The organism is Halorubrum depositum, from assembly GCF_007671725.1.
In the GTDB taxonomy this organism is placed as follows: domain Archaea; phylum Halobacteriota; class Halobacteria; order Halobacteriales; family Haloferacaceae; genus Halorubrum; species Halorubrum depositum.
On the sequence record NZ_VCNM01000003.1, the window covers coordinates 97,775 to 123,222 of the forward strand.

The 25,448-nt window shown below is 69.6% G+C and carries 21 protein-coding genes and 3 tRNA genes; 17 read left to right on the forward strand and 7 right to left on the reverse strand.

Translation table 11 applies throughout. The annotated features are described in order from the left end of the window. Positions 1-258: 258 nt before the first annotated feature. Positions 259-1,197, reverse strand: a complete 939-nt coding sequence (locus FGM06_RS14760; RefSeq protein WP_144800040.1) for a hypothetical protein — start codon at positions 1,195-1,197, stop codon at positions 259-261. Positions 1,198-1,539: 342 nt separating this feature from the next. On the opposite strand from FGM06_RS14760, the gene FGM06_RS14765 reads away from it, so the two are divergent. The 4 genes from FGM06_RS14765 (at position 1,540) to azf (ending at position 6,454) form a co-directional block, all read left to right on the forward strand. Next, positions 1,540-2,091, forward strand: coding sequence for a DUF7344 domain-containing protein (locus tag FGM06_RS14765; protein WP_144800041.1), 552 nt, complete (start codon positions 1,540-1,542; stop codon positions 2,089-2,091). 57 nt (positions 2,092-2,148) lie between these two features. Then, entirely contained in the window at positions 2,149-4,947 is a 2,799-nt protein-coding gene (mutS, locus tag FGM06_RS14770) for a DNA mismatch repair protein MutS (RefSeq protein ID WP_144800042.1), read from the forward strand. A gap of 108 nt (positions 4,948-5,055) precedes the next feature. Beyond that, complete coding sequence (locus tag FGM06_RS14775; RefSeq protein WP_144800043.1) at positions 5,056-5,406, forward strand: cell division protein SepF; 351 nt, start codon at positions 5,056-5,058, stop codon at positions 5,404-5,406. A 124-nt stretch (positions 5,407-5,530) separates the two neighbouring features. Beyond that, complete coding sequence (azf, locus tag FGM06_RS14780) at positions 5,531-6,454, forward strand: NAD-dependent glucose-6-phosphate dehydrogenase Azf (protein ID WP_144800044.1); 924 nt, start codon at positions 5,531-5,533, stop codon at positions 6,452-6,454. A 27-nt stretch (positions 6,455-6,481) separates the two neighbouring features. Here the strand turns inward: azf and FGM06_RS14785 are convergent, their stop codons facing one another. The 3 genes from FGM06_RS14785 to FGM06_RS14795 form a co-directional block, all read right to left on the reverse strand. Then, complete coding sequence (locus FGM06_RS14785) at positions 6,482-7,204, reverse strand: DUF309 domain-containing protein (protein ID WP_144800045.1); 723 nt, start codon at positions 7,202-7,204, stop codon at positions 6,482-6,484. Between the two features lie 121 nt (positions 7,205-7,325). Further along, the gene (locus FGM06_RS14790) at positions 7,326-7,517 is read right to left on the reverse strand and encodes a hypothetical protein (RefSeq protein ID WP_144800046.1); all 192 of its coding nucleotides are present in this window, start codon (positions 7,515-7,517) and stop codon (positions 7,326-7,328) included. Between the two features lie 251 nt (positions 7,518-7,768). After that, positions 7,769-8,017 (reverse strand): hypothetical protein, encoded by a 249-nt coding sequence (locus FGM06_RS14795; protein ID WP_241662598.1) that lies wholly within the window; start codon positions 8,015-8,017, stop codon positions 7,769-7,771. A gap of 512 nt (positions 8,018-8,529) precedes the next feature. Here FGM06_RS14795 and FGM06_RS14800 point away from each other — a divergent pair. After that, entirely contained in the window at positions 8,530-10,371 is a 1,842-nt protein-coding gene (locus FGM06_RS14800; protein ID WP_144800123.1) for a cation:proton antiporter domain-containing protein, read from the forward strand. A gap of 426 nt (positions 10,372-10,797) precedes the next feature. On the opposite strand, the gene FGM06_RS14805 is transcribed toward FGM06_RS14800, so the two are convergent. Beyond that, positions 10,798-10,870: transfer RNA gene (locus FGM06_RS14805), tRNA-Arg, on the reverse strand. A gap of 289 nt (positions 10,871-11,159) precedes the next feature. Here FGM06_RS14805 and FGM06_RS14810 point away from each other — a divergent pair. The 3 genes from FGM06_RS14810 to FGM06_RS14820 all read left to right on the forward strand — a co-directional run bounded on the left by FGM06_RS14810 (position 11,160) and on the right by FGM06_RS14820 (position 14,218). Further along, positions 11,160-12,632: a single-stranded DNA binding protein gene (locus tag FGM06_RS14810; RefSeq protein ID WP_144800048.1), complete on the forward strand. Its 1,473-nt coding sequence runs from the start codon at positions 11,160-11,162 to the stop codon at positions 12,630-12,632. 149 nt (positions 12,633-12,781) lie between these two features. Further along, complete coding sequence (locus FGM06_RS14815) at positions 12,782-13,213, forward strand: histone (protein ID WP_144800049.1); 432 nt, start codon at positions 12,782-12,784, stop codon at positions 13,211-13,213. Continuing rightward, positions 13,214-14,218: a histone deacetylase family protein gene (locus tag FGM06_RS14820; protein ID WP_144800050.1), complete on the forward strand. Its 1,005-nt coding sequence runs from the start codon at positions 13,214-13,216 to the stop codon at positions 14,216-14,218. A gap of 381 nt (positions 14,219-14,599) precedes the next feature. On the opposite strand, the gene FGM06_RS14825 is transcribed toward FGM06_RS14820, so the two are convergent. Further along, positions 14,600-14,672 (reverse strand) — tRNA-Asp (locus FGM06_RS14825). 29 nt (positions 14,673-14,701) lie between these two features. Beyond that, a tRNA-Asp gene (locus FGM06_RS14830) sits at positions 14,702-14,774 on the reverse strand. 263 nt (positions 14,775-15,037) lie between these two features. Between FGM06_RS14830 and FGM06_RS14835 the strand changes: the two genes are divergently transcribed. The 9 genes from FGM06_RS14835 to FGM06_RS14875 all read left to right on the forward strand — a co-directional run bounded on the left by FGM06_RS14835 (position 15,038) and on the right by FGM06_RS14875 (position 25,417). Further along, a complete protein-coding gene (locus tag FGM06_RS14835) occupies positions 15,038-15,265 on the forward strand; it encodes a DNA-directed RNA polymerase subunit H (protein ID WP_094522283.1) in 228 nt (75 codons plus the stop codon). After that, positions 15,262-16,827 (forward strand): DNA-directed RNA polymerase subunit B'', encoded by a 1,566-nt coding sequence (locus FGM06_RS14840; protein ID WP_123113667.1) that lies wholly within the window; start codon positions 15,262-15,264, stop codon positions 16,825-16,827. The genes FGM06_RS14835 and FGM06_RS14840 overlap by 4 nt, the downstream gene beginning before the upstream one ends. Position 16,828: 1 nt before the next feature. Beyond that, positions 16,829-18,658, forward strand: a complete 1,830-nt coding sequence (gene rpoB / locus FGM06_RS14845) for a DNA-directed RNA polymerase subunit B (protein ID WP_144800051.1) — start codon at positions 16,829-16,831, stop codon at positions 18,656-18,658. Between the two features lie 6 nt (positions 18,659-18,664). Next, complete coding sequence (locus FGM06_RS14850; RefSeq protein ID WP_144800052.1) at positions 18,665-21,586, forward strand: DNA-directed RNA polymerase subunit A'; 2,922 nt, start codon at positions 18,665-18,667, stop codon at positions 21,584-21,586. Beyond that, positions 21,579-22,793 (forward strand): DNA-directed RNA polymerase subunit A'', encoded by a 1,215-nt coding sequence (rpoA2, locus tag FGM06_RS14855; RefSeq protein WP_144800053.1) that lies wholly within the window; start codon positions 21,579-21,581, stop codon positions 22,791-22,793. The genes FGM06_RS14850 and rpoA2 overlap by 8 nt, the downstream gene beginning before the upstream one ends. Then, positions 22,793-23,212 (forward strand): NusA-like transcription termination signal-binding factor, encoded by a 420-nt coding sequence (locus FGM06_RS14860; protein ID WP_144800054.1) that lies wholly within the window; start codon positions 22,793-22,795, stop codon positions 23,210-23,212. Before rpoA2 ends, FGM06_RS14860 begins: the two co-directional genes overlap by 1 nt. Before the next feature lie 44 nt (positions 23,213-23,256). After that, positions 23,257-24,105 carry a hypothetical protein gene (locus FGM06_RS14865; RefSeq protein ID WP_144800055.1) on the forward strand — a complete coding sequence of 283 codons (849 nt, stop codon included), beginning with the start codon at positions 23,257-23,259 and terminating at the stop codon, positions 24,103-24,105. Positions 24,106-24,338: 233 nt separating this feature from the next. Beyond that, positions 24,339-24,767, forward strand: coding sequence for a 30S ribosomal protein S12 (locus tag FGM06_RS14870; protein ID WP_004048726.1), 429 nt, complete (start codon positions 24,339-24,341; stop codon positions 24,765-24,767). After that, positions 24,764-25,417 (forward strand): 30S ribosomal protein S7, encoded by a 654-nt coding sequence (locus FGM06_RS14875; protein WP_144800056.1) that lies wholly within the window; start codon positions 24,764-24,766, stop codon positions 25,415-25,417. Before FGM06_RS14870 ends, FGM06_RS14875 begins: the two co-directional genes overlap by 4 nt. Positions 25,418-25,448 lie beyond the last annotated feature (31 nt).

A 25,448-nucleotide genomic window follows, 5' to 3' on the forward strand; every position in this document is an offset into this window, starting at 1 on the left:
AGCGCGTGCGAGGTCGCCGGCGGCGTCGCCGCCGGCTGCCAGAGAGACCGGAGGTCTCTCGCTGGAGTCGGCCGCTCGGAGCGAAGCGAAGAGTGGCCGACGAGGCTGGGGAGGTGTGAGGTGCGGTCGCTGTGCGGTACAGGGTGAGACTCAAAGTGGCAAGTCGCCGGCGGCAACGCCGCCGGCTGCCAGAGGCGCGAAGCGCCTCGCGGCTGGGGCTTTGGAGGTGTTCACCGCGGAACGAGTGGTCAGGACGTATTATTCGGCCGCGAGCGACGGCGGCAGGTCCAGCTCGAACAGCCGCGCGTTGCAGGCGGCACAGCGGCCGGCGATCACGTCGTAGCTCGTACAGCAGGACTCGACGACGCGCTCCTCGAGGCTCACCGGTCCCTCGCAGGCGGGGCACTCCTCGACGAACAGTCGGAGCGCGCCGAGCACGCCGCTCCGCGCCGCGAGCGGGAGGTCCGTCCAGCCGTCGACGCGGTCGGTCAGCACGCGGTCGGCGGCGGCGTCGGCGAGGAACGCGGCGCGGGACTCCCAGTGGCCGATACGCTCGCCGTCGGCGAACGCGAAGGCGGTCGCGCCGCGCCAGTCGAGCGAGAGCGACTCGGCGTCGACGCCGGTGAGCGACGCGAGCGCCGCCAGGTCGACCTCGTCGCCGGGGGTGTCGGTCACGTCGGTCACGTCGATCTCCCCGGGCTCGGCCGCGGCCCCCGCGTCGGCGACGACGACGCCCGCGTCGAGGCGCATCCCGTCGACGGCGTCGTGCCACGCGGACGCGAACCACGGAGTGAAGGAGAGGTCGGTCCCGTCCGGCGTCTCGACGAGGACGTCGGCCGACAGCAGGTACGACTCCGCGTCGACGTCGGCCGGCGGCGCGACCGGCCGGCCCTTTCCGAACAGCCGCAGGACGCGCTCGGGGAGGTACCGCTTGGTGAGCTCGGGCGTCCCCGGAACGAGGTAGCCGCGGAGCCAGATCGCCGCGAGGGAGGCGAGGAGGACCGCCGCGCCGACCCCGGCCGTGAGCAGTCCGCCGACGGCGACGGCGACGACCGCGGCGACAGCGACGTTGACCGCCGTGCAGGGGAGACACCGGTTTTCGCCGGTGTACTCCGGGCGGCGGAAGCGATCGAGGGAGCTGAGCCCGGCCCGATGCGACGGCGGTTCCGAGACGGTCGTGTCGCGTGGAGTCGTCATTGGTCGATCGTGGCGCCGAACGGTCGTATGTATGCGGCTCCTACCGCCGGTGAGCCGGTCAGAGACGGGGCGTCGCCGCGAGGCTGCGGTCGGACATCGTGAAGCCGCGATCGGCGTCTTCGGGCAGACCGCGAGAGCACCGGGGCGCCGCAGTCCGTTCGAGCGCAACAAACGTCGAGAGAATGACATTCGCACCGGTGCCGTGGCGATTAAGATGTTGATAACTGGCGCGTCAAGCCTCCGTGTGCCGTTTTTGGTTGGATATGAAATATAAATATAATGGAAAATTGTATGCTGCTCGGTGTCAATCCACATTCAGAGCAGTTGCCCCGCAAGAGAGCCATGACACCCCAACTCGCGGTCACAGAAGAGGCACCGAGCGAGGACACCGGGCCCTCGCGCGACGAGATATTCACGGCGTTGAGCAACCGGCGGCGACGGAACGTGATCATCTACCTGAAAGAGCACGGGGACGACGCCCGCGTGAGGGACATCGCCGAGCAGCTGGCGGCGTGGGAGAACGAGGTCGACCCCGTCGAAGTGACGTACAAACAGCGGAAACGCGTGTACACCGCGCTCCACCAGTCGCACCTCCCGAAGCTGGCCAAGAGCGGCTTCATCGCGTACGAGCCCGACAGGGGGATCGTCTCCCTGACCGAGGAGAGCCGCCGGCTGGAGGTGTACCTCGAAGTCGTCTCCGAGAACGAGATCCTGTGGAGCGAGTATTACGTCGGCCTCGCGGTCGTCTGCGGGCTGCTCGGCGGCGCGGCGTGGATCGGGACCGTCCCGTTCGCGTCCGTCTCCGGGTACGCGTACGCGGTCCTCTTCGCGGCCCTCTTCGCCGTCTCCGGGGTCGTCCACCGGACGGTGACGCGTCGGAACCGGGTCGGGTAGGCGCTCGACGGGCCACACCCGTAGGGTTTTACCCGCCCACGGCGGGAGTACGGGTATATGCCAACGGGGATCGTCGGGGAGTTCCTCGATCTCAAGGCGGAGACGGACGCGGACGTCCTCGCGATGCAGTGCGGCGACTTCTACGAGTTCTTCGCGGACGACGCCGAGCTGGTCGCCGACGAGCTCGACCTGACGGTGTCACAGAAGTCCTCGCACGGCTCGTCGTACCCGATGGCGGGCGTCCCGCTCTCGGAGCTGACGCCCTACGTGAAGGCGCTCGTCGAGCGCGGCTACCGGGTCGCCGTCGCCGACCAGTACGAGACCGACGACGGCCACGCCCGCGAGATCACCCGCGTCGTCACGCCGGGCACCCTGCTGGAGACGGCCGACGACGACGCGCGGTATCTCGCGGCGATCGTTCGCGAGGACGACGGAACTGACGGCCCCTACGGGCTCGCTCTCGCCGACGTCACCACCGGGCGGTTCCTCGTCACCGAGGTCGACGACGAGAGCGACCTTCGAGCGGAGCTGTACCGTTTCGACCCCGCGGAGGTGCTCCCCGGCCCCCGCGTCCGCAACGACGACCGGCTGCTCGGCGCGGTCCGGGAGGACCTGTCGGGGTCGGTGTCGCTGTTCGACGCGGAGGCGTTCGCGCCGGGGCGGGCGACACACGCGGTCCGCGAGCAGTTCGGCCGAGAGACCGCGGACAGCGTCGGGATCGACTCCGACCTCGCGCTCCGCGCGGCCGGCGCGACCCTCGGCTACGTCGAGGAGACCGGCGCCGGCGTGCTCGCGTCGATGACCCGGCTGACGGCGTACGGCGACGGCGACCACGTCGACGTCGACGCGACGACCCAGCGCAACCTGGAGCTCACGGAGACGATGCGGGGCGACGGCGAGGGGTCGCTGTTCGAGACGGTCGACCACACCGTCACCGCGGCCGGCGGTCGACTGCTCCGCGAGTGGCTCACGCGCCCGCGACGGGACCGGGCCCGGCTCGACCGCCGGCTCGACGCGGTCGAGGCGCTGGCGTCGGCGGCGCTCGCGCGCGACCGCCTGCGGGAGACGCTCGGAGACGCGTACGACCTCGAGCGGCTGGCCGCGCGAGCGACGAGCGGGAGCGCGGGGGCACGCGAACTCCTCTCGGTGCGCGACACCCTCGCGCTGGTCCCGGAGATGGTCGACGCCGTCGAGGGGACCGCGCTCGCGGAGTCGCCGGTCGCGGCGGTGCTGGAGGACCTCGACCGCGAGCGGGCCCGCGCGCTCCACGGCGAGCTCGCCGACGCGCTCGCCGACGACCCCCCGAAGGCGAAGACGCAGGGCGGGCTGCTCCGGAAGGGGTACGACGACGACCTCGACGAGCTGATCGCGAGCCACGAGGAGGCGACGGAGTGGCTCGACACGCTCGCGGAGCGGGAGAAGCGCCAGTACGGGCTCAGCCACGTCACGGTCGACCGCAACAAGACGGACGGCTACTACGTCCAGGTCGGCAAGTCGGTCGCCGACCAGGTGCCGGAGCACTACCGCGAGATCAAGACGCTGAAGAACTCCAAGCGATTCGTCACCGACGAGCTGGCGGAGCGGGAGCGGGAGGTGCTCCGGCTCGAGGAGGCCCGCGGCGAGCTGGAGTACGAGCTGTTCGAGGAGCTGCGCGAGCGGGTCGCCGCCGACGCCGAGCTGCTGCAGGACGTGGGTCGGGTCGTTGCCGAGGTCGACGCGCTCGCGTCGCTGGCGACCCACGCCGCCGGCAACGACTGGACGCGGCCCGAGCTGACCGACGAGCGCCGGCTCGACGTCGAGGCGGGCCGCCACCCCGTCGTCGAGCGGACGACCGACTTCGTGCCGAACGACCTCCGGCTCGACGACGAGCGCGGCTTCCTCATCGTCACCGGCCCGAACATGAGCGGGAAGTCGACGTACATGCGGCAGGCCGCCCTCATTCAGCTGCTCGCGCAGGCGGGGTCGTTCGTCCCCGCCCGCGCCGCCGAGGTCGGGCTCGTCGACGGGATCTACACCCGCGTCGGCGCGCTCGACGAGCTGGCGCAGGGGCGCTCGACGTTCATGGTCGAGATGCAGGAGCTGTCGAACATCCTCCACTCGGCGACCGCGGACTCCCTCGTCATCCTCGACGAGGTCGGCCGCGGCACGGCCACCTACGACGGAATCTCGATCGCGTGGGCCGCGACCGAGTACCTCCACAACGAGGTGCGCGCGCGCACCCTCTTCGCCACGCACTACCACGAGCTGACGGCGCTGGCGGACCACCTCCCGCGGGTCGCCAACGTCCACGTCGCCGTCGACGAGCGCGACGGCGAGGTGACGTTCCTCCGGACGGTCCGCGACGGGCCGACGAACCGGTCGTACGGAGTCCACGTCGCCGACCTCGCCGGGGTCCCCAAGCCGGTCGTCGGGCGCGCCGACGAGGTGCTCGACCGGCTCCGCGAGGAGAAGGCCATCGAAGCGAAAGGGTCGCGGGGCGGGGGCGAGGGAGCCGGAAGCGACGGTACGGGGGACGGAACCGGGAGCGGCGAGGGCACGAAGCAGGTCGTCTTCGACCTCTCGTCCGGGTCGTTCGCGGGCGAGGGCGACGCCGGGTCGGCCGGGGCCGACGCCCCCGACACCGGGGGAAACCGGAACGGGAGGGGCTCGGCGTCGACGGCGGGCGGGGCGGGCGGAGCGGGCGGGGAGGCGGGCAGAGCTGGCGAGACGGCGGAGACCGCCGAAACCGACCGGATCGACCCCGAGATCCGCGCCGTGATCGAGGAGCTGAGCGACGTCGACGTCGCGGCGACCGCGCCGGTGGAGCTGCTCGCGCGAGTCCAGGAGTGGCAGGAGCGACTCGACGGGGACCGCTGACGACCGGTGCGACGAGAGTCGCCGGCGACCGGTGCGACGAGAGCCGACGACCCGCGCGACGGTGCGTCTGACGTAAGAACTAATGTCCGACCTCGTCGTGTGGTGTGTATGGGCATCATGAGCAAGATCCTCGGCGGGGGCGGCAACCGCTCCGTCGACGACTACGTCGAGCTCGACCTCGACGACTTCGCCGAGGCGCACGCGGACACGGGGATGCAGGTACACATCGCGGAGATCGGGGACCAGAGCGACGTCATCCCGATCAAAGACGCCGTCTACGACGGCGACTTCGTCATCGCCGACATCACCCGCCACTCCACGTCGGATCGCACGATCGAACACATCATCGACGAGCTGCGGCAGGTCGCCCAGGAGGTCGACGGCGACATCGTCCAGAAGGGCGACGATCAGATCGTTCTCACGCCCACGGGCGTCTCGATCTCGCGGAAGAAGCTGTAGCCGGGGCTCGTCTCGGTCTCGCGGTCGCCTCGTTTTCGCGCCGCGGACGCGCGTTCGGCCGCGATCGACCGGTGCGTGGCCGAACCGTGTGTTATATGCCCGTCTCCCGCCCACGTACGACCGAATGGACGAGCCGGTCCTGCTGACGGGCGCCGGCGGACGGGTGGGGCAGGCCATCCTCCGCGGCATCGGCGACGACTACGAGTGGCGACTCCTCGACAGGGAGCCGCTCCCGGCGGCGAAGGTGCCGGACGGGGTCACCGACGCCGACCGGTACGTCGCGGACATCACCGACGAGCGGGGGGTCCGGGAGGCGATGCGGGGCGTCGGCGCCGTGATCCACCTCGCCGGCGACCCGCGGAAGACGGCGCCGTGGGACTCCGTGCTCCGCAACAACATCGACGGGACGCAGGTCGTGATGCGCGCGGCCGTCGACGAGGGCGTCGAGAAATTCGCGTTCGCCTCCTCGAACCACGCCGTCGGCGGCTACGAGACCGACGACCGGACCCCGGACCTGTACCGCCCGGGCGACGACTACCGGCTGGACGGGACCGAGCTCCCCCGCCCCGGGAACCTCTACGGCGTCTCGAAGGCGACCGGCGAGGCGCTCGGGCGCCTCTACCACGACGAACACGGGATGAGCGTCGTCTGCGTCCGCATCGGGAACCTCACGAAGGACCACCCGCCGCGGGAGTACGAGCGCGGGCAGGCGATGTGGCTCTCGCACCGCGACTGCGCGCACCTGTTCGACCGGTGTCTGCAGGCCGACTACGGCTACGAGATCGTCTACGGCATCTCGAACAACGACCGCCGCTACTACTCGATCGAGCGCGCACGCGAGGCGCTCGGCTACGACCCCGCCGACAACTCCGCGAACTACACCTTCGAGGGCGAGCCGAAGGACGGGGACGCGGACCCGGACGGGGGCGACTCCGGCGACGGGATCGACCCCGACGGGGGGATCGACCCCGACGGGGGGATCGATCCCGCAGTCACCGAGGAGCCGAACTTCCCCTCGGACCCGGACACCCCGACCGACGGCGCCTGACCGGTCGGCGGCGCCCGAGGCCGGTTTTCAAAACAGGTCGTCGACGTCGCGCCGCTTCCGCTCCGCCAGTTCGACGTGGTCCGCGAGCCGCGCGGCCACCTGCGGGCGGGCGTCGGGCTCGCGGAGGAACGCGAAGAGGAGCTCCGCGAACCGCGTCCGGCCGGTGCCGCGCTCCTCGCGCGCCAGCGACGCCGCGGTCTCGAACGTCTCCTCGTCGGCGTGGTCGACCGCCTCGGCGAGCGCGGGCGCCGCGAGCAGCGCGGCCGCGAGGTCAAGATCCTCGAACCCCGGCGCCGCGCCGTCGACGCGGATCGGCGGCGGGCCGGCGCGCTCGACCGTCTCGGGGTCGGCCGCGAGCCGTCGGCACCACTCCCGGACGGTCGCGACGTCGACGCCGCGAGCCCCCGCGTCGGCGTCGCGAGTCGGCCCCCCGTCGAGACCGCCGAGGTACCGAACCGCGTTGGCGGCGCACCCGGTCGCGCCGGACCAGTTCCGCTCGGTCGCGTGGTGAGTCGCCGCCGCGGCCGCGATCAGCCCGTGGAGCAGGCGCTCGTCGTCGCCCTCGTCGAGCGGGAGCCACGCCGCCTCCCACGGGTCGTGGGCCGCGAGGACGTGCCCCTCGTTGAACAGGGCGGCGCCGGCGGCGACGGCGGCGGAGACCGACGGGGGCCCCTCGAAGTCGCCGCCGCGGTCGCCTTCCCCGCCGTCGTCGGCCGCGCCGTCGCGGACGCCGGAGTCTCTGTCGGTCACGTGCGAGCCTCGGCGACGGCGACGTAAAAAAGCGAGAGTCGCGACGCGGACCGCGACGGCGAGGCGTCGCCGAGAGTGGGAGGAAAGCGTCAGCGGGGACCCCGGCCGCGATCGACGCGGGTTACCGATCGCCGGCGGCGGACGCCGAGTCGCCGCCGGGGATCGGCAGCGTCCGGTCGACCGCGCCCGGGTACCGGCGCCCGAGCGCCGCGCCGGCGACGACGCCGGCGAAGAGGGCCAGTGCGATCGCGGCCGCGACCGGGAAGGAGGCGACCGCGACGATCGCGGCGGGGAGCGCCGCGAAGGCGGCCATGACGCGCGCCGACGGGAGGGGCGCGGTCGGGTCGGGACCCAGGTACGGATCGGGGTGTGCGGTGCGTCTGGAGCGGGATCGGTCTCGTCTCATGCTGAGTGGGGGTGGGTGGCGCGAGGGCCTCGCGCCGCGGTCGATTGCTGTTCGTCGGTCGGGGACCGTGTCGGGTGCGTCGCGGTCCGATCGGCGTCCGTGGGCGGTCGCCGCCCGCGGGCGGTCATCGGTCGCGAACGGTTGTCGCCCGCGAACGGTCATCGGTCGCGTCCGGTCGCCGTCCGCTCGCGCGGACGGACCTCCGAGATCCCGACGACGTCGGTGAGGTCGGCGACCTCGACGTCCGGCGCGAGCCGGACCGAGGCGTCGACCTCGACCGCGAGGTCGTTGAGGCGGGGGCGGAGGTCGACGACGTCGACGCGTTCGACGGCGACGCCGTCGCGACCCTCGAGCTTCGATCGGACGCCGGCGTGGAGGTCGCCCGCGGCGTCGCGGGGGACCGCCACCCGGAGCGCGACGTCGGTCGCGCGGCGGCAGGGTGGGCTGCCATACGGACCCGGGAGGGAGTCGATTCCTCACCCCGAGGCTCTGCCGCTTGAGCTACCGGGCCTACGGGAACGCGGCTGAAGCGTCGGGAGACGGGAGAGAAGGCGGCGCTCGCCTCGACAGGCGGGGGCCGACCGTCCCCGCGTCGGGGTCACGCGGCGACGGCGTCGAGACGAGCGACGACCGGCCCGCGGACCCGCTTCCCGACGCTCCGGAGGGGGGCGAACGTCGGAATGGGGTCGCGGACGGTCATGGTGGGGGCGCCCGGCGGGGGAGTCCGCTCGGGCGTACACTCACGCAGAGGAGGAACCGAGTTAATAGTTGTCCGAGTGTGCGGATCAATGGCGTGATTCGGCGGTCCGGGAGTATTCGTTCTGATTATCTCATTCGGAACGGACGACCGCTCCGGCGCGACGCCACCAGTACACTAAGGAGGGCGGCGGGCGTACGAGCGGTAGACGTGTCCAGCCTGTTGCCGGTCATCGCGGCGATCCTCGTGTCGGGACTCGTCGTCCAACTGGTCGCTCACCGTCTGAAGGTGCCGAGCGTCATTTTCTACCTTCTCATCGGAGTCGTGATGGGACCGGAGGTGTTGGGGCTCGTGACCCTCGAGACGTTCGGGGACGGCCTCGAGATCATCGTCGGACTCAGCGTCGCGATCATCGTCTTCGAAGGGGCGTTCGCCCTGCGGATCGAGCGCATCCGCGGCGCGTCCACGGTGTCGCTCCGACTGGTGACGGTCAGCGCCCTCGTGATGTTCCTCGGGACGACGGTCGCGGTCCGGTTCTTCGAGGGGGCGGACTGGGAGATCGCGCTGCTCATCGGGGCGCTGCTCGTGGCGACGGGACCGACCGTGATCACGCCGATACTCAACGTCGTCCGCGTCAGGGACCACGTCGCGACCGCGTTGGAGACCGAGGGGATCGTCAACGACGTGACCGCCGCCATCGTCGCCGTCGTGATCTTCGAGACGCTGCTGCTCGACGACCTCGGGGTCCCGGCGACCCTCCTCTCGTTCGCCGAGCGGCTCGGCGTCGGCGTGGGCGCCGGGGTGCTCGCGACGGTGATCATCTACTACCTGCTCGACAGCGAGTTCGTCCCCGAGCGCGACGTGCAGGCGTCGCAGTTCCTCGTGTTGGCGGCGGCGGTCGGAGCGTTCGCGGCCGCCGAGGCGGTCGCGGCCGAGGCGGGCATCGCGGCGGCCGCGACGAGCGGCATCCTGCTCGGGAACCTCGACATCGACAACAGAGAGGAGATCGAGCGGTTCGCGGAGAACACGACGCTCGTCGTCCTCTCGTTCGTGTTCATCTCGCTGGCCGCGCTGATCGACATCGAGGCGGTCGCGGCGCTCGGCGTCGGAGCCGTCGGGCTCGTGCTCGTGGTCATGCTCGTGCTCCGGCCGCTCGGGGCCCTCATCGCCACCGCCGGCGTCGAGCGGTTCACCTGGCCTGAGCGGCTGTTCATCGCCGGCGTGGGGCCGCGCGGGATCATCCCGGCGAGCGTGGCCACGCTGTTCGCGATCGAGCTGGAGCTGGCGGGGAGCGTGGCGCAGGGCGAGCTGCTGGTCGGGACGGTGTTCGCCGTCATCTTCGCGACGGTCGCGGTCGAGGCCGGGCTCGCGCGGCAGATCGGCGACGTTCTCGGAGTGTCACCAATGCGCACGATAATCATCGGCGGCGGTCGGGTCGGCCGGGCGCTCGCCACACGACTGGAGCGGCGGGGTGAGTACGTCGTCATCGTCGAGATCGACGACGAGGTGGTCGAGCGGGCGCGCTCGGACGGGTTCACCGTGTACGAGGGCGACGGCAGCGACACGGAGACGCTGCGCGAGGCGGGGGTCGAGGACGCCAAGCGGCTGATCACGGTGACCGGCGACGACGACATCAACCTCCTCGCGTGCCAGCTCGCGATCACGAAGTTCGACGTGGAGTCGGTGTACTCGCGGGTGAACGAGCCGGACAACGTCGACGCCTTCGACAGCATCGGCGTGAAGGCGATCGACTCGCCGACGGCGACCGCGGTGGCCATCGACGACGAGATCGAGCGGCCGGCGATCACCCACTGGATGAACGAGCTCGGCGACAGCCACGACGTCCAAGAGGTAGAGATGACCGCGGAGCACCTCACCGGGAAGACGATCCGCGACCTCAACGCGGAGATCCCCGACGGCACCTTCGTCGCCGTCGTCAGCCGGAACGGGGAGAACCACGTGCCGTCGGCCGACAGCGTGCTGGAGTACGGCGACCACGTCACCTTCATCGGCGACACGGACGCGGTCAGGCGCGCGATGGAGCGGTTCCACCCGCACGATTAAGACGCCGACCGAGAGGCACCGTCCGTTCGCGGAGCGAGGGCGAGGAGCGTCGGAGCTGCGTTCGGTTGTTTATAAATGGTCGATGTTGGTGCGGTGAGTAGCTCCAAAGCCCCAGCCTCGTCGCTGGCGCCGTCGGCGCCAGCGACTCCAGCGAGAATCGAAGATTCTCTGGCAGCCGGCGCGTAGCGCCGGCGACCTCGCGCGTGCTCCTCACGCCCCGTTGGGCGTTCGGAGGCACGCGCCACCGCCCCTTCTAAATCGCGAATGAATAGGGGTACAGCGTGGAATTCACGCACGGCTCGCGGTGCTCGCCGTTTGTGCATCCGAAAACGTCCTGACGGAGTCTCACGCGAGCGGAGCGAGCGTGAGGCACGTCAGGACCGAACGCCGCGGCTGCCGAACGAAGTGAGGCAGCCGCAAAGTGAACGTCCTGACGGAGATTTGAACTCCGGTCCCTGGCTCCGCAAGCCAAGAGGATAGTCCACTACCCTACCAGGACTCAAGCAAACGTACCGCGGTGGAACTTAAGACGGTTACGGTCCGGAGGCCGCGTGGCGGAGGGTCGCACGCGACGCGGTCGGGGGCAGACGACCGCGCCGGATTGCACACCTTTTGTATCGAGGGGACCGATGGACCCGTATGACTGAACTCCGCTCCGCGACGGCGACGCCGCGGACCCGACCGGCGACCGCGGCCCGAACCGGACCGGCGACGGGCACGCGTTCAGCCGCGAGACCCCGGCAAGGACAACGCTTATCCGCGGACTCGACAACCGAGGAGGTACGCGTATGGGAGTGATAGAGGACGTCTACGGGGACCTCGACACCGACGTCGAGTTCGAGGAGTTCGAGGCGGCCGTCGAGGACAAGGTCGAGCAGATGGGCGGGCTCGCCGACGAGGAGACGGCTGCGATGCTGATCGCCCACGAACTGCGCGACGAGGAGGCCGACACGATCGCCGACATCGAGCCGGGGATGAACGACGTGAAGTTCCTCGGGAAGGTGACCTCCATCGGCGAGGTTCGGACCTTCGAGCGCGACGAGGAGGACGCCGAGGAGGGGCGCGTCTGCAACGTCGACGTCGCGGACGCCTCCGGCTCCGTGCGAGTCGCCCTCTGGGACGACATGGCCGCGGCGGCCGTCGAGGAACTGGAGGTCGGCCAAGTGCTCCGCGTCATGGGCCGCCCGAAGGAGGGGTACAGCGGGCTGGAAGTGAGCGCCGACAAGGTCGAGCCGGACGAGGACGCCGAGGTCGACGTGCAGGTGCTCGACACCTACCGCGTCGAGGACCTCTCGCTCGGCGCCTCCGACGTCGACCTCGTCGGGCAGGTGCTCGACACCGACTCGGTCCGGACGTTCGACCGCGACGACGGCAGCGAGGGGCGCGTGGCCAACCTCACCGTCGGCGACGAGACGGGCCGCGTGCGCGTCACGCTGTGGGACGACAAGGCCGGCCTCGCCGACGAGTTCGAGGCCGGCGAGGTCGTCGAGGTCGGCGACGGCTACGTCCGCGAGCGCGACGGCGACTTGGAGCTCCACGTCGGCGACCGCGGCACCGTCGAGCGCGTCGACGAGGACGTCGAGTACGTCCCCGAGACGACCGACATCGCCGACCTCGAGATCGGCGAGACGGTCGACGTCGGCGGCGGCGTCATCGAGACGGACCCGAAGCGCACGTTCGACCGCGACGACGGGTCGGAGGGACAGGTGCGGAACGTCCGGATCAAAGACGAGACCGGCGAGATCCGGGTCGCGCTGTGGGGCGACAAGGCCGACCGCGAGATCGACCTGGCGGACCGCGTCGTCTTCACCGACGTGGAGATCCAGGACGGCTGGCAGGACGACTTGGAGGCGTCCGCGAACTGGCGCTCGACGGTCACCGTCCTCGACGAGGGGGCGGAGGCGGCGGACGGGGCGTCCAGCGCCGACAGCGGGAGCGGCGACCGCGGCGCGGAGGACACGGGGCTCGGCGCCTTCGCCGAGGACGGACAGAAGGCGGCCGCCGAGGCCGTCTCGGGCGAGACCACCGGAGACGGCGGCGGGAGCGCCGGGTCCGGCGGCGCCGCGGCCGCGACGGCGGAGCGATCGGCCGAGGAGGTCGAGTTCACCGGGACCGTCGTCCAGACCGGCGATCCCGTCGTGCTGGACGACGGCCAGCGCACGAAGAGCGTCGAGACGGACGCGAGCCTGCGGCTCGGCGAGGAGATCACGGTCCGCGGGACGGAGCGCGACGGAACGATCGACGCCGACGACGTGTTCTGATCGGACGGCGGCGCGACGGGGGGATGGTCGACCGCCGGAGCGGCGGTCGACGACGAGAGCGACGCGCCGAGTAGCCGCGACGCCAGCGCTCGGGCGCGGAGACGCCGGTAACGGAAAGCGTTATACGGTACACGGACGCGACTGTGTGTATGAGTGTCGAGTTGCCGTTCGCGCCGGTCGACGGGATCATCCGGCGGAACGCCGGGGAGCTCCGGGTCAGCGCCGACGCCGCCGAGGAGCTGGCGCGCCGCATCCAGTTGCACGGCGCGGAGCTGGCGATCGACGCGGCCGAACGGGCAACCGAGGACGGGCGGAAGACGCTGATGGCCGCCGACTTCGGCGTCGAACAGGTGATCGCTCGCGAGGAGCTCACCCTGCCCGTCGCGCCCATCGATCGAATCGCGCGGCTCCGGATCGACGACCGATACCGGGTCGGCGTCGACGCGCGGATCGCGCTGGCCGACATCCTCGAGGACTACGCCGACAACGTCGCGAGCGCGGCCGCGACGCTCGCGCGACACGCCGACCGACGGACCGTACAGGCCGAGGACATCGAGACGTACTTCGCCCTGTTCGAGTAGATGCGGTTCGGCTACAGCGAGCGGTGTCTCGCGCACGACACGGGGGAGCGACACCCGGAGAACCCGGACCGACTGCGCGCGATCCGACGCGGCCTCGCCAAGCGGCACGGCGTCGAGTACACCGAGGCGGACCCGGCGACCCGCGCGGAGGTCGTCGCCGTTCACGACGCCGAGTACGTGGACGAGCTCAAGGCGTTCGTCGACGACGGGGGCGGGAGCTGGGACCCCGACACCGTCGCGAGCGGGGGGACGTGGGACGCCGCGCTCACCGCCGCGGGCCTCGCGCAGTGGGCGGCCCAGTCGGCGCTCGACGGGGCCGACGGCCGCGACACCCCCTTCGCGCTCGGCCGCCCGCCGGGCCACCACGCGGTTCCCGACGACGCGATGGGCTTCTGCTTTTTCAACAACGCCGCCGTCGCGGCCCAGACCGTCCTCGACGCGGGCGACGCGGACCGGGTCGCGATCTTCGACTGGGACGTCCACCACGGGAACGGCACGCAGGACGTGTTCTACGACCGGGGCGACGTGCTCTACTCGTCGATCCACGAGGACGGGCTCTACCCGGACACCGGCGACCTCGAGGAGACCGGCCGCGGCGAGGGGGAGGGGACCACGGTGAACCTCCCGCTGGCCGCCGGTGCCGGCGACGGCGACTACCGGTACGCGATCGACGAGGCGATCGCGCCGGCGATCGATCGGTTCGACCCCGATCTGCTGATCGTCTCCGCGGGGTTCGACGCCCACCGCCACGACCCGATCTCGCGGATGCGCGTCTCCTCGGAGGGGTACGCGATGATGACCGATCGGATCCGGTCGGTCGCCGACGACGTCGGCGCGGCGGAGGCCTACGTGCTCGAAGGCGGCTACGGGCTCGACACCCTCGCCGAGGGCGTCTCAATGGTTCACGAGACGTACGACGGGCGAACCCCGGTCACCGACGACGAGGAGCCGGACGCGAAGACGGAATCGTTAGTGTCGGAGCTGCGGGAGCTGCTCGACCTGTAGGCGGGGGTCGACCGCGACGGTCGTCCGCGGTGAGGGCACGACCGAATCGACGCTCCGACCGCTCCGCTCGTCGATTAGCGACGACAGAAACGCCCGGAGCGGGATTTGAACCACAGTCGTTCCGCTCGTTTCACTCGCTTCACTCCCTGATTCAAATCCCTCTGTCTGAGTTCGTCGTCGCCGGACTCGCTCGTCGCTTCGCTCCTCGCTCGTAGTCGGCGACGACAGAAACGCCCGGAGCGGGATTTGAACCGGAATCAGACGTGCTCGCTCACTCCGTTCGCTGCGCGCGACTGATAGGGTTCAAATCATCAGGCGCTTCGCTACCGCGGCACTCACTCGTCGCTGTCGCTCCTCGTTCGTTGTTGCGGTAGCGAAAGACGCCCGGAGCGGGATTTGAACCCGCGTCACGACCGTGACAGGGTCGTATGATGGGCCACTACACCATCCGGGCAAACAGCGACAAAAGCCCCGAACAGGGGACGCCCGGAGCGGGATTTGAACCCGCGTCACGACCGTGACAGGGTCGTATGATGGGCCACTACACCATCCGGGCTTGTCGCAGTCATTGGTACCCCTGTCTGGCAAATAAGGCTTGTCATCGCCGGCGACGGTGGGGACGGGTGACAGGGGAAAGACGGCCGACCTCGTCGCCGATCGCGGCGGTAGTCTTTTGTACGATACCCGCATGAGTGTGAGTATCGCACGCCCCCGTCGTCGTGAGCCGCGCGCGGCGGAGTCGGTTGGCAAGTCTTATGCCGCTGGCCCATATAGCGATCTGTAGTATCTCGTGATAGCTTCTTTCAATAACCACCACCCATGGTAGACGTAAGCCAACACGAACTCGTCCCGGATCACGTCCTCCTCGACGACGACGAGGTCGACGAGGTTCTGGCGGAGTACGACGTGAAGCGGACGAACCTACCGAAGATCAAACGCACGGATCCCGCGATCCCCGACGAGGCCGAGGTCGGCGACGTGGTGAAGATCGTTCGAAACTCCCGCACGACCGAGGAAGCGGTCGTGTACCGACTAGTCGTCTCATGAACAGGCAAGACCGACGCGTGGTCTCACGCGAGTACTTCTCGGACGAACGGCTCGCCGAACATCACTTCCGCTCGTTCAACAACTTCCTGGACCGCGGCATGCAGGAGGTCGTCGACGAGAAGGAGACGATCGAGACCGACATCGGCGACAAGGAGGGCCAAGAGCCCGTCTACGTCGAGCTCGGCGACGTGCGGATGGTCACCCCGCGCGTCCGCGAGGCCGACGGCTCCGAGGAGCTGCTGTACCCCCAGGAGGCGCGGCTCCGGAACATCACCTACTCGGCGCCCGTCTTCATGGAGATGTCCATCGTGCGCGGCGGCGAGGACGAGCCCGAACAGGTCGTCGACACGACCGAGACGAAGGTCGGTCGAATGCCGATCATGGTCGGCTCTGACAAGTGTAACATGGCCGGCTTCTCCGACGAGGAGCTCATCGACATCGGCGAGGACCCCGTCGACCCCGGCGGCTACTTCATCGTCAACGGCTCCGAGCGCGTGCTGATGACCTCGGAGGACCTGGCGCCGAACAAGATCCTCGCGGAGTACGACTCGAAGTACGGCGACGAGATCCAGGTCGCCAAGACGTTCTCCCAGCGCCGCGGCTACCGCGCGCTGGTGCTGTGCGAGCGCAACCGCGAGGGGCTGCTCGAAGTGTCGTTCCCGTCCGTCTCGGGCTCGATCGACTTCGTGACCCTCGTCCGCGCGCTCGGACTGGAGTCGGACGAGGAGATCGTCCACCGCGTCTCGGACGACCCCGAGATCGTGAAGTTCATGTTGGAGAACTTAGAGGAGGCGGAGGTGCAGACGACCGAGGAGGCCATCGAGACCCTCGGCGAGCGCGTCGCCTCCGGCCAGGGGAAGAACTACCAGCTCAAGCGGGCGAACTACGTCATCGACCGCTACCTCCTGCCGCACCTCCACGAGGAGGGCGTCGAGGAGGAGGACGTGCGGATCAACAAGGCGTACTACCTCTGCCGGATGGCCGAGGCGTGCTTCGAGCTCGCCTTGGACCGCCGCGAGTCCGACGACAAGGACCACTACGCCAACAAGCGCCTGAAGGTCTCCGGCGACCTGATGCGCGACCTGTTCCGGACCGCCCTGAACAAGCTGGCGCGCGACGTGAAGTACCAGCTGGAGCGCGCGAACATGCGGAACCGGCAGCTCACCGTCAACACGGTCGTCCGCTCGGACGTGCTGACCGAGCGGCTCGAACACCCGATCGCGACGGGCAACTGGGTCGGCGGCCGCTCGGGCGTCTCCCAGCTCGTCGACCGGACGGACTACATGGGCGTGCTCTCGCACCTGCGGCGCCTGCGCTCGCCGCTGTCGCGGTCGCAGCCGCACTTCGAGGCGCGGGACCTCCACGCGACCCAGTGGGGTCGCATCTGTCCCTCCGAGACGCCGGAGGGACCGAACTGCGGGCTCGTGAAGAACTTCGCGCAGTCGATGGAGCTGTCGCAGACGGTCGAGGACGAACAGGGGCTGAAACGAGAACTGGCGTCGATGGGTGTCGAGGGGATCCCCGGCATCGAGGGCGTCGAACGACAGACGGCGGACGACTAACATGGCACAGGCAGAACGCGAAGCGAAGGTGTACGTCAACGGGAGCCTCGTCGGGACCCATCCGGACCCCGAGGCCCTCGCCGAACAGATCCGCGAGGCGCGCCGCCGAGGCGACGTCTCCGACATGGTGAACGTCTCGGTCAGAGACCGGACCCAGGAAGTGATCGTCAACGCGGACGCGGGGCGGGCCCGCCGACCGCTGATCGTCGTCGAGAACGGCGAGCCCCTGCTGGGCGACGAGGAGGTCGAGGCGCTCGAGCGCGGCGACGTCGAGTTCGACGACCTCATCGACCGCGGCTACGTCGAGTTCATCGACGCCGAGGAGGAGGAGGACATCCTCGTCGCCGTCGACGAGGGGGACGTGACCGAGGACCACACGCACCTCGAGATCGACCCGCAGCTCGTGTTCGGTATCGGCGCGGGGATGATCCCGTACCCCGAGCACAACGCCAGCCCGCGGATCACGATGGGCGCGGGGATGATGAAGCAGTCGCTCGGGCTCCCCTCCGCCAACTACCGGATCCGGCCGGACACGCGTCAGCACCTGCTGCACTACCCGCAGCTGGCGATGGTGAAGACGCAGACGTCCGACCAGATCAGCTTCGACAAGCGGCCGGCGGCGCAGAACTTCGTCGTCGCCGTGATGTCCTACGAGGGGTTCAACATCGAGGACGCGCTGGTGATGAACCAGGGCTCCGTCGACCGCGCGCTCACCCGCTCGCACTTCTTCCGGACCTACGAGGGCGAGGAGCGCCGGTACCCCGGCGGCCAGGAGGACCGCTTCGAGATCCCCGACCAGGACGTCCGCGGCGCCCGCGGCGAGGACGCCTACACGCACCTCGACGAGGACGGCCTCGTCAACCCCGAGACGAAGGTTGACGAGTCCTCCGTCCTGCTCGGCAAGACCAGCCCGCCGCGCTTCTTAGAGGAGCCGGACGACATGGGCGGGCTCTCCCCGCAGAAGCGCCGGGAGACCTCGGTCACGATGCGCTCGGGCGAGTCGGGCGTCGTCGACACGGTGACGCTGATGGAGGGCGAGGACGGCTCCAAGCTCTCGAAGGTGAAGGTGCGCGACCAGCGCGTCCCCGAGCTGGGCGACAAGTTCGCGTCCCGACACGGTCAGAAGGGCGTCGTCGGCCACCTCGCCCCGCAGGAGGACATGCCGTTCACCGAGGAGGGGGTCGTCCCCGACCTCGTGATGAACCCGCACGCCCTCCCGTCGCGGATGACGGTCGGCCACGTGCTGGAGATGCTCGGCGGGAAGGTCGGCTCGCTGCGCGGTTCGCGGGTCGACGGCACGCCGTTCCAGGGCGAAGACGAGGAGGAGCTCCGGAGCGGACTGGAGGAGCACGGCTTCAAGTCCTCCGGGAAGGAGGTCATGTACTCCGGCGTCACCGGCGAGAAGATCGACGCGGAGATCTTCGTCGGGACGATCTTCTACCACAAGCTGTACCACATGGTGTCGAACAAGCTCCACGCCCGCTCGCGCGGGCCGGTCCAGGTGCTCACGCGCCAGCCGACCGAGGGGCGGGCCCGCGAGGGCGGCCTGCGCGTCGGGGAGATGGAGCGCGACACGATCATCGGTCACGGCGCGTCGATGGTGCTCAACGAGCGGCTGCTGGAGTCGTCCGACGCCGAGACGGTCCACGTCTCCGCGGAGACGGGGCTCGTCGCCGTCGAGGACCGCGAGCAGCGCCGCGTGTACGATCCGGTCACGGGCGACGAGGACGACATCCACGAGCTCGAGGTGAGCTACGCGTTCAAGCTCCTCCTCGACGAGATGATCGCCCTGGGAATCCGACCGAAGCTCGAACTGGAGGACGCTATTTAAATGTCAATGCAAACACCGAAAGTGCTCGGCGGCATCGACTTCGGCCTCATGGACCCGGAGACGTACCGGGACATGTCGGCGACGAAGGTGATCACGGCCGACACGTACGACGACGACGGCTACCCGATCGACATGGGGTTGATGGACCCGCGGCTCGGCGTCATCGACCCCGGACTGGAGTGCCGGACCTGCGGCTCCCACTCCGGCTCCTGTAACGGCCACTTCGGCCACATCGAGCTGGCCGCGCCCGTCATCCACGTGGGCTTCACGAAGCTCATCCGGCGGCTGCTCCGCTCGACGTGCCGCGAGTGCGGAAAGCTCGCCTTGGACGAGGCGCAGCGCGACGAGTTCCGTGACCGCTACGAGCGCGCGAAGGAGCTCGGCGACGACGAGCACGACGTGCTGAAGGCCGCCGTCCGGCAGGCCCGGAAGGCGTCGACCTGCCCGTTCTGCGGCGAGCCGCAGGCGGACATCAAACACGAGAAGCCGACCACGTACTACGAGGTCCAGGACGTGCTCTCGGGCGACTACTCCGAGCGCATCGCAGCCGCGATGCAGCCCGACGAGGAGGAGGACGATCCGGGCACCTCGCCGCAGGAGCTCGCCGAGGAGACGGACATCGCCCTCGATCGGATCAACGAGATCATGGCCGGGGAGTTCCGCCCGCGCAAGGAGGACCGCCGCGCCATCGAGAAGGCGCTCGACGTCGACCTCACCGAGGAGGACATGAACAAGCTGATGCCCTCGGACGTCCGCGACTGGTTCGAGGACATCCCGAACGAGGACTTGGAGGTCCTCGGCATCGACGCGGAGGACTCCCGGCCGGAGTGGATGATCCTGACGGTCCTCCCCGTCCCGCCGGTGACCACCCGTCCCTCCATCACGCTCGACAACGGTCAGCGCTCCGAGGACGACCTCACGCACAAGCTGGTCGACATCATCCGGATCAACCAGCGGTTCATGGAGAATCGGGAGGCGGGCGCCCCGCAGCTGATCATCGAGGACCTCTGGGAGCTGCTCCAGTACCACGTCACCACGTTCGTCGACAACGAGATCAGCGGGACGCCGCCGGCGCGGCACCGCTCCGGACGGCCCCTCAAGACCCTCAGCCAGCGACTGAAGGGGAAGGAGGGCCGCTTCCGCGGCTCGCTGTCCGGCAAGCGCGTCAACTTCTCCGCCCGGACCGTCATCTCGCCGGACCCGACCCTCTCGCTGAACGAGGTCGGCGTCCCGGACCGCGTCGCCAAGGAGATGACCCAGACGCTCAATGTCACCGAGCGCAACGTCGAGGAGGCGCGCCAGTACGTCCGGAACGGACCCGAGGCGCACCCCGGCGCGAACTACGTGCGTCGTCCCGACGGACGTCGCCTGAAGGTGACCGAGAAGAACTGCGAGGAGCTCGCCGAGAAGGTCGAGGCCGACTGGGAGGTCAACCGCCACCTCGTCGACGGCGACATCGTGATCTTCAACCGGCAGCCCTCGCTGCACCGGATGTCCATCATGGCCCACGAGGTCGTGGTGATGCCGTACAAGACGTTCCGACTCAACACCGTCGTCTGCCCGCCGTACAACGCCGACTTCGACGGCGACGAGATGAACATGCACGCGCTCCAGAACGAGGAGGCCCGCGCCGAGGCGCGCGTCCTCATGCGCGTCCAAGAGCAGATCCTGAGCCCCCGCTTCGGCGGGAACATCATCGGCGCGATCCAGGACCACATCTCCGGGACGTACCTGCTCACGCACTCGAACCCCGAGTTCACCGAGACGCAGGCGCTCGACCTGCTCCGGGCGACCCGAGTGGACGAGCTGCCCGAGGCCGACGGCGTCGACGACGACGGCCGCGACTACTGGACCGGCCGGACGCTGTTCTCCGAGCTGCTGCCCGACGACCTCACGCTGCACTTCTCGTCGTCGACCGGCGACGACGTCGTCATCGAGAACGGCCAGCTGGTCGAGGGGACGATCGACGAGGACGCGGTCGGCGCGTTCGGCGGCGAGGTCGTCGACACCCTCACCAAGGAGTACGGCGAGACGCGCTCGCGCGTGTTCATCAACGAGATCGCGTCGCTGGCGATGCGCGCGATCATGCACTTCGGCTTCTCGATCGGGATCGACGACGAGTCGATCCCGCCGGAGGCCGAAGAGCAGGTCGACGACGCGATCGAGAGCGCGTACGACCGCGTCCAGGAGCTCATCGCGACGTACGAGGCCGGCGAGCTGGAGTCGCTGCCGGGCCGCGGCGTCGACGAGACGCTGGAGATGAAGATCATGCAGACGCTCGGGAAGGCCCGTGACTCGGCCGGGGAGATCGCCGACCAGCACTTCGGCGACGACAACCCGGCGGTCGTGATGGCCCGCTCCGGTGCCCGCGGCTCGATGCTGAACCTGACGCAGATGGCCGGCTCCGTCGGCCAGCAGGCGGTTCGGGGCGAGCGCATCAACCGCGGCTACGAGGACCGGACGCTCTCGCACTACAAGGAGAACGACCTCTCCGCGGAGGCGCACGGCTTCGTGGAGAACTCCTACCGCGGCGGGCTCACGCCCGAGGAGTTCTTCTTCCACGCGATGGGCGGCCGCGAGGGGCTGGTCGACACGGCGGTCCGGACCTCGAAGTCCGGCTACCTGCAGCGCCGCCTCATCAACGCGCTCTCCGAGCTGGAGGCGCAGTACGACGGCACGGTCCGGGACACCTCGGGCCGGATCGTCCAGTTCGAGTTCGGCGAGGACGGCACCTCGCCGGTGAAGGTGTCCTCCGGCGAGGGCGACGGCATCGACGTCGACGACATCGTCGACCGCGTCGTCGACTCGGAGTTCGACTCCGACGACGAGAAGGAGCGGTTCCTCGGCGAGCGGACGCCGCCGACGAACCTCTCGGAACACGCGGGGCCCGGCCTGAACAAGGCCTCGGGGGTGGAGTCGGATGACTGAGTACGACCACGTCACCGACGACATGGAGGCGGTCGTTGAGGCGACCGAGCTGCCCAGCCGCCTCAAGAGCGAGGTGTACGAGGCGCTCGAGAAGAAGGGCGAGGAGACCGGCGAGATCACCGTCGAGCAGGCCACCGAGGTCGCGACCGGCGTCGAGAACCGGTACATCGAGACGCGCGTGGACCCGCTCGACCCCGTCGGCACCGTCTCCGCGCAGTCGATCGGCGAGCCCGGGACGCAGATGACGATGAACACGTTCCACTACGCCGGCGTCGCGGAGATCGACGTCACGCAGGGGCTCCCCCGGCTCATCGAGCTGGTGGACGCCCGGAAGACGCCGGACACGCCGATGATGACCGTCCACCTCGAGGGCGAGTACGCGACGGACCGCGAGAAGGCCCACGAGGTCGTCTGGTCCATCGAGGCGACGCGCATCCTCGCGCTCGGTGACGTGTCGACGAACGTCGCCGACATGCTGGTGCGGATCGACCTGAACGACGACACGCTGCTGGAGCGGTGGCCGACCCACTCCGACCCCTCCGAGGTCGCCGAGATCATCGCCGAGACGATCGAGGACTCGCTCGGCGTCGACGCCCGCCAGTCGGGCACCGTCATCGAGTTCGGTCCGGGAGAGCCGAGCTACCGCGAGCTGCTCCAGCTCGTCGAGCGGCTCCGCGAGATCGTGTTCAAGGGGATCGAGGAGATCGAACGCGTCGTCATCCGGAAAGAGGAGATCGACGGCGAGGAGGAGTTCGTGCTCTACACCGAGGGGTCGGCGTTCGGCGACACCCTCGACATCGAGGGCGTCGACGCCTCGCGGACGACGTGTAACAACATCCACGAGATCTACCGCAACCTCGGCGTCGAGGCGGCCCGCGAGACGATCATCGACGAGACGAAGAACACGCTCGAAGAGCAGGGGCTCGACGACGTGAACGTCCGCCACCTAATGCTCGTGGCCGACATCATGACGAACAACGGCGAGATCGAGTCGATCGGCCGTCACGGCATCTCGGGGTCGAAGGACTCCGTGCTCGCGCGTGCGGCGTTCGAGGTGACGGTCAACCACCTGCTCGACGCCGCGATCCACGGCGAGTACGACGAGCTCGACGGCGTCATCGAGAACGTCATCGCCGGGAAACCGATCTCGCTCGGCACCGGCGACGTCGACCTGCGGATGGGGTCGCGCGTCGTGGGCGACGACTGATGTACGTCGAGCTCTCCGACGAGGCGCGGCGCTACATCGGTCGCTTCGACGAGCTGACCGGGGTCGCGCCGAAGGACTGCCTCGTGGAGGGCGACCGGCTCGTGTTCCTCGTGCCGGCCGGCGAGATGGCCGCCGCGATCGGACAGGCGGGCGAGACCGTCGAGGAGGCGGAGCGGCGGCTCGGCAAGTCCGTCGAGCTGGTGGAGGACGCGGACACGCCGGAGGCGTTCGTCGCGAGCGCGCTCGCGCCCGCGGCGGTCAACGCCGTGACGATTTCGGAGCAGAACGACCGCGTCGCGTACGTCGAGGTGCCGGAGCCGGACCGCGGCGTCGCCATCGGCGCCGACGGAGTCAACATCGAGACGGCCCGGACGCTGGCGAAGCGTCACCACGACATCGACGACGTGCAGCTGACCTGAGCCGGAATCCGCGCGCTTTTGCCGACGGACTCGCTTTTGAACCCATGAACCGCAGACGCGTCCTCGCGAGTCTCGGAACCGCAGCCGCGGTCGGGATCGCCGGCTGTTCCGGCGACGACGGCGGCGACGGCTCCGACAGCTCCGACGGCTCCGACGGCCCCGAGCGCCCGTTCGCCGACGCGGAGTGGCGCGACGGCGACGGGCTCGCACTCGACGCGCTCGCCGAGTCGCACACGCAGGCGTTCGTCGACGCGGGCGGCTTCACGCTGTTCTCGACGGCCGAGACGAGCCACGACGGGGACGGGGAGCCGACGCCGTGGCTCCCGTCACAGGTGTACGAGTCGAGCTACGACCTCGCGAACGGTCGTCAGTACGTGAGACAGGAGCTGACGGAGGCGTCGGAGACGGAGGTCACGGAGCTGTACGTCGCCGACGGCGAGCTGCTGTTCCGCCAGCGGGTCGGCGACGAGACGCGGTACGACCGGCAGTCGGTGGACCGCTCCGAGGCCGAACTGGCGGAGTCGATGCGACAGGAGGCGCTGACGGGGATCCGCGTCGAGGGCGAGACGGAGACCGGCGAGACGCGGTACCAGGGCCTGGGTCAGTGGAATCCGACGAGCGACGGGGAAGGCGAGGTCCGCGGCGAGGCGACCGCCCGGTTCGCCGCCGACGAGTTCGACGGCGACCGGAACATCCCCGAGACCGTCGAGACCGCGTCGGCGACGGCGCACGTGTACGAATCCGGCGTCGTCCCGCGGCTCGAACAGTCGTGGACCGGCGAACACGACGGGGGAGAGGCGACCGTCGACGTCGACATCGACTACCGCGATCCGGGGGCGGAGGTCGCCGAACCCGACTGGGTCGCCGACGCCCGCGAGGCGACGGGCGAGTGAGGACGGCCGACGGCGACCCACGGTCGGTGGCGAGTGCCCGTCCGCGGTCGACGCGAACGACGGGCGCTCGCGCCGGCTTACCGGCTCAGCGGTGACGAGCGGCTGTCGTTTCGGATTTCTTCTCACGAGAAACACTCTCAGAACGGACGAGAGGTACCGCTCGGACGATCTGAGGCCGTTTCGTCGCGTCGAAAGACGACGCTTAAGTAGCTCCGTTCGGAAGTAGACGTACGATGGCGAACGGCAAATACGCGGCCCGTAAGCTCAAGCAGGACCGGCAGAAGCGCCGCTGGTCCGACTCCGAGTACGCTCGGCGAGAGCGCGGGCTCAAGAAGAAGTCCGACCCCCTCGAGGGCGCCCCGCAGGCTCGCGGGATCGTCTTGGAGAAGGTCGGGATCGAGGCAAAGCAGCCGAACTCGGCGATCCGAAAGTGCGTCCGCGTCCAGCTCATCAAGAACGGGAAGCAGGTCACCGCGTTCTGTCCCGGTGACGGCGCCATCTCGTTCATCGACGAGCACGACGAGGTCACGATCGCCGGGATCGGCGGGGCCAAGGGTCGCGCGATGGGCGACCTCTCCGGCGTCAACTACAAGGTCGAGAAGGTCAACGGCGTCTCGATGATCGAACTGGTTCGCGGCAACGCGGAGAAACCCGTCAGATGAGCGGGGAGGAAGCCGAGGCGGAGTCCGACGCGGACGTCGCCGCCGACGAGCCGGAGCCGGACGCGCCCGCCGCCAGCGAGGCCGCCAACGAGAACGCCGAGCTGTTCGGCGTCTGGGACGTCACCGAGATCGCCTACGAGGACCCCTCGACGAAGCGCTACATGACCGTGACGCCCATCGCCCACACCATGGGCCGTCACGCGTCCAAGCAGTTCAAGAAGTCCGAGATCTCCCTGGTCGAGCGGCTGATCAACCGCCTGATGCAGACCGACGAGAACACGGGCAAGAAGCAGCAGGCGACGCGGATCGTCCGCGACGCCTTCGACATCGTCCACGACCGGACCGAGGAGAATCCGGTGCAGGTCCTCGTGACGGCCGTGGAGAACGCCGCGCCGCGGGAGGAGACCGTCCGCCTGAAGTACGGCGGCATCTCCGTCCCCAAGGCCGTCGACGTCGCGCCCCAGCGCCGCGTCGACCAGGCGCTGCTGTTCATCTCCGACGGCGTCGCCAGCGCGACGTACAAGTCGAGCACCGCCGCCGCCGAGGCGCTCGCCAACGAGCTGATCGCCGCGGCCGACTACGACGCCGACCGCTCCTACTCCATCTCGCAGAAGGAGGAGCGCGAGCGCGTCGCCGCCGCGGCCCGCTGACGCCGGTTCGACGAGCGAACCGACGGGTCGC

Coding starts and splice junctions, on each gene's coding strand:
- FGM06_RS14760 (WP_144800040.1), bottom strand. CDS start 1,197: ATGACGACTCCACGCGACACGACCGTCTCGGAACCGCCGTCGCATCGG.
- rpoB (WP_144800051.1), top strand. CDS start 16,829: ATGGCACAGGCAGAACGCGAAGCGAAGGTGTACGTCAACGGGAGCCTC.
- FGM06_RS14810 (WP_144800048.1), top strand. CDS start 11,160: ATGGGAGTGATAGAGGACGTCTACGGGGACCTCGACACCGACGTCGAG.
- FGM06_RS14865 (WP_144800055.1), top strand. CDS start 23,257: ATGAACCGCAGACGCGTCCTCGCGAGTCTCGGAACCGCAGCCGCGGTC.
- FGM06_RS14840 (WP_123113667.1), top strand. CDS start 15,262: ATGAACAGGCAAGACCGACGCGTGGTCTCACGCGAGTACTTCTCGGAC.
- FGM06_RS14870 (WP_004048726.1), top strand. CDS start 24,339: ATGGCGAACGGCAAATACGCGGCCCGTAAGCTCAAGCAGGACCGGCAG.
- FGM06_RS14850 (WP_144800052.1), top strand. CDS start 18,665: ATGCAAACACCGAAAGTGCTCGGCGGCATCGACTTCGGCCTCATGGAC.
- FGM06_RS14820 (WP_144800050.1), top strand. CDS start 13,214: ATGCGGTTCGGCTACAGCGAGCGGTGTCTCGCGCACGACACGGGGGAG.
- FGM06_RS14860 (WP_144800054.1), top strand. CDS start 22,793: ATGTACGTCGAGCTCTCCGACGAGGCGCGGCGCTACATCGGTCGCTTC.
- rpoA2 (WP_144800053.1), top strand. CDS start 21,579: ATGACTGAGTACGACCACGTCACCGACGACATGGAGGCGGTCGTTGAG.
- FGM06_RS14835 (WP_094522283.1), top strand. CDS start 15,038: ATGGTAGACGTAAGCCAACACGAACTCGTCCCGGATCACGTCCTCCTC.
- FGM06_RS14765 (WP_144800041.1), top strand. CDS start 1,540: ATGACACCCCAACTCGCGGTCACAGAAGAGGCACCGAGCGAGGACACC.
- FGM06_RS14875 (WP_144800056.1), top strand. CDS start 24,764: ATGAGCGGGGAGGAAGCCGAGGCGGAGTCCGACGCGGACGTCGCCGCC.
- FGM06_RS14815 (WP_144800049.1), top strand. CDS start 12,782: ATGAGTGTCGAGTTGCCGTTCGCGCCGGTCGACGGGATCATCCGGCGG.
- mutS (WP_144800042.1), top strand. CDS start 2,149: ATGCCAACGGGGATCGTCGGGGAGTTCCTCGATCTCAAGGCGGAGACG.
- azf (WP_144800044.1), top strand. CDS start 5,531: ATGGACGAGCCGGTCCTGCTGACGGGCGCCGGCGGACGGGTGGGGCAG.
- FGM06_RS14775 (WP_144800043.1), top strand. CDS start 5,056: ATGGGCATCATGAGCAAGATCCTCGGCGGGGGCGGCAACCGCTCCGTC.
- FGM06_RS14790 (WP_144800046.1), bottom strand. CDS start 7,517: ATGGCCGCCTTCGCGGCGCTCCCCGCCGCGATCGTCGCGGTCGCCTCC.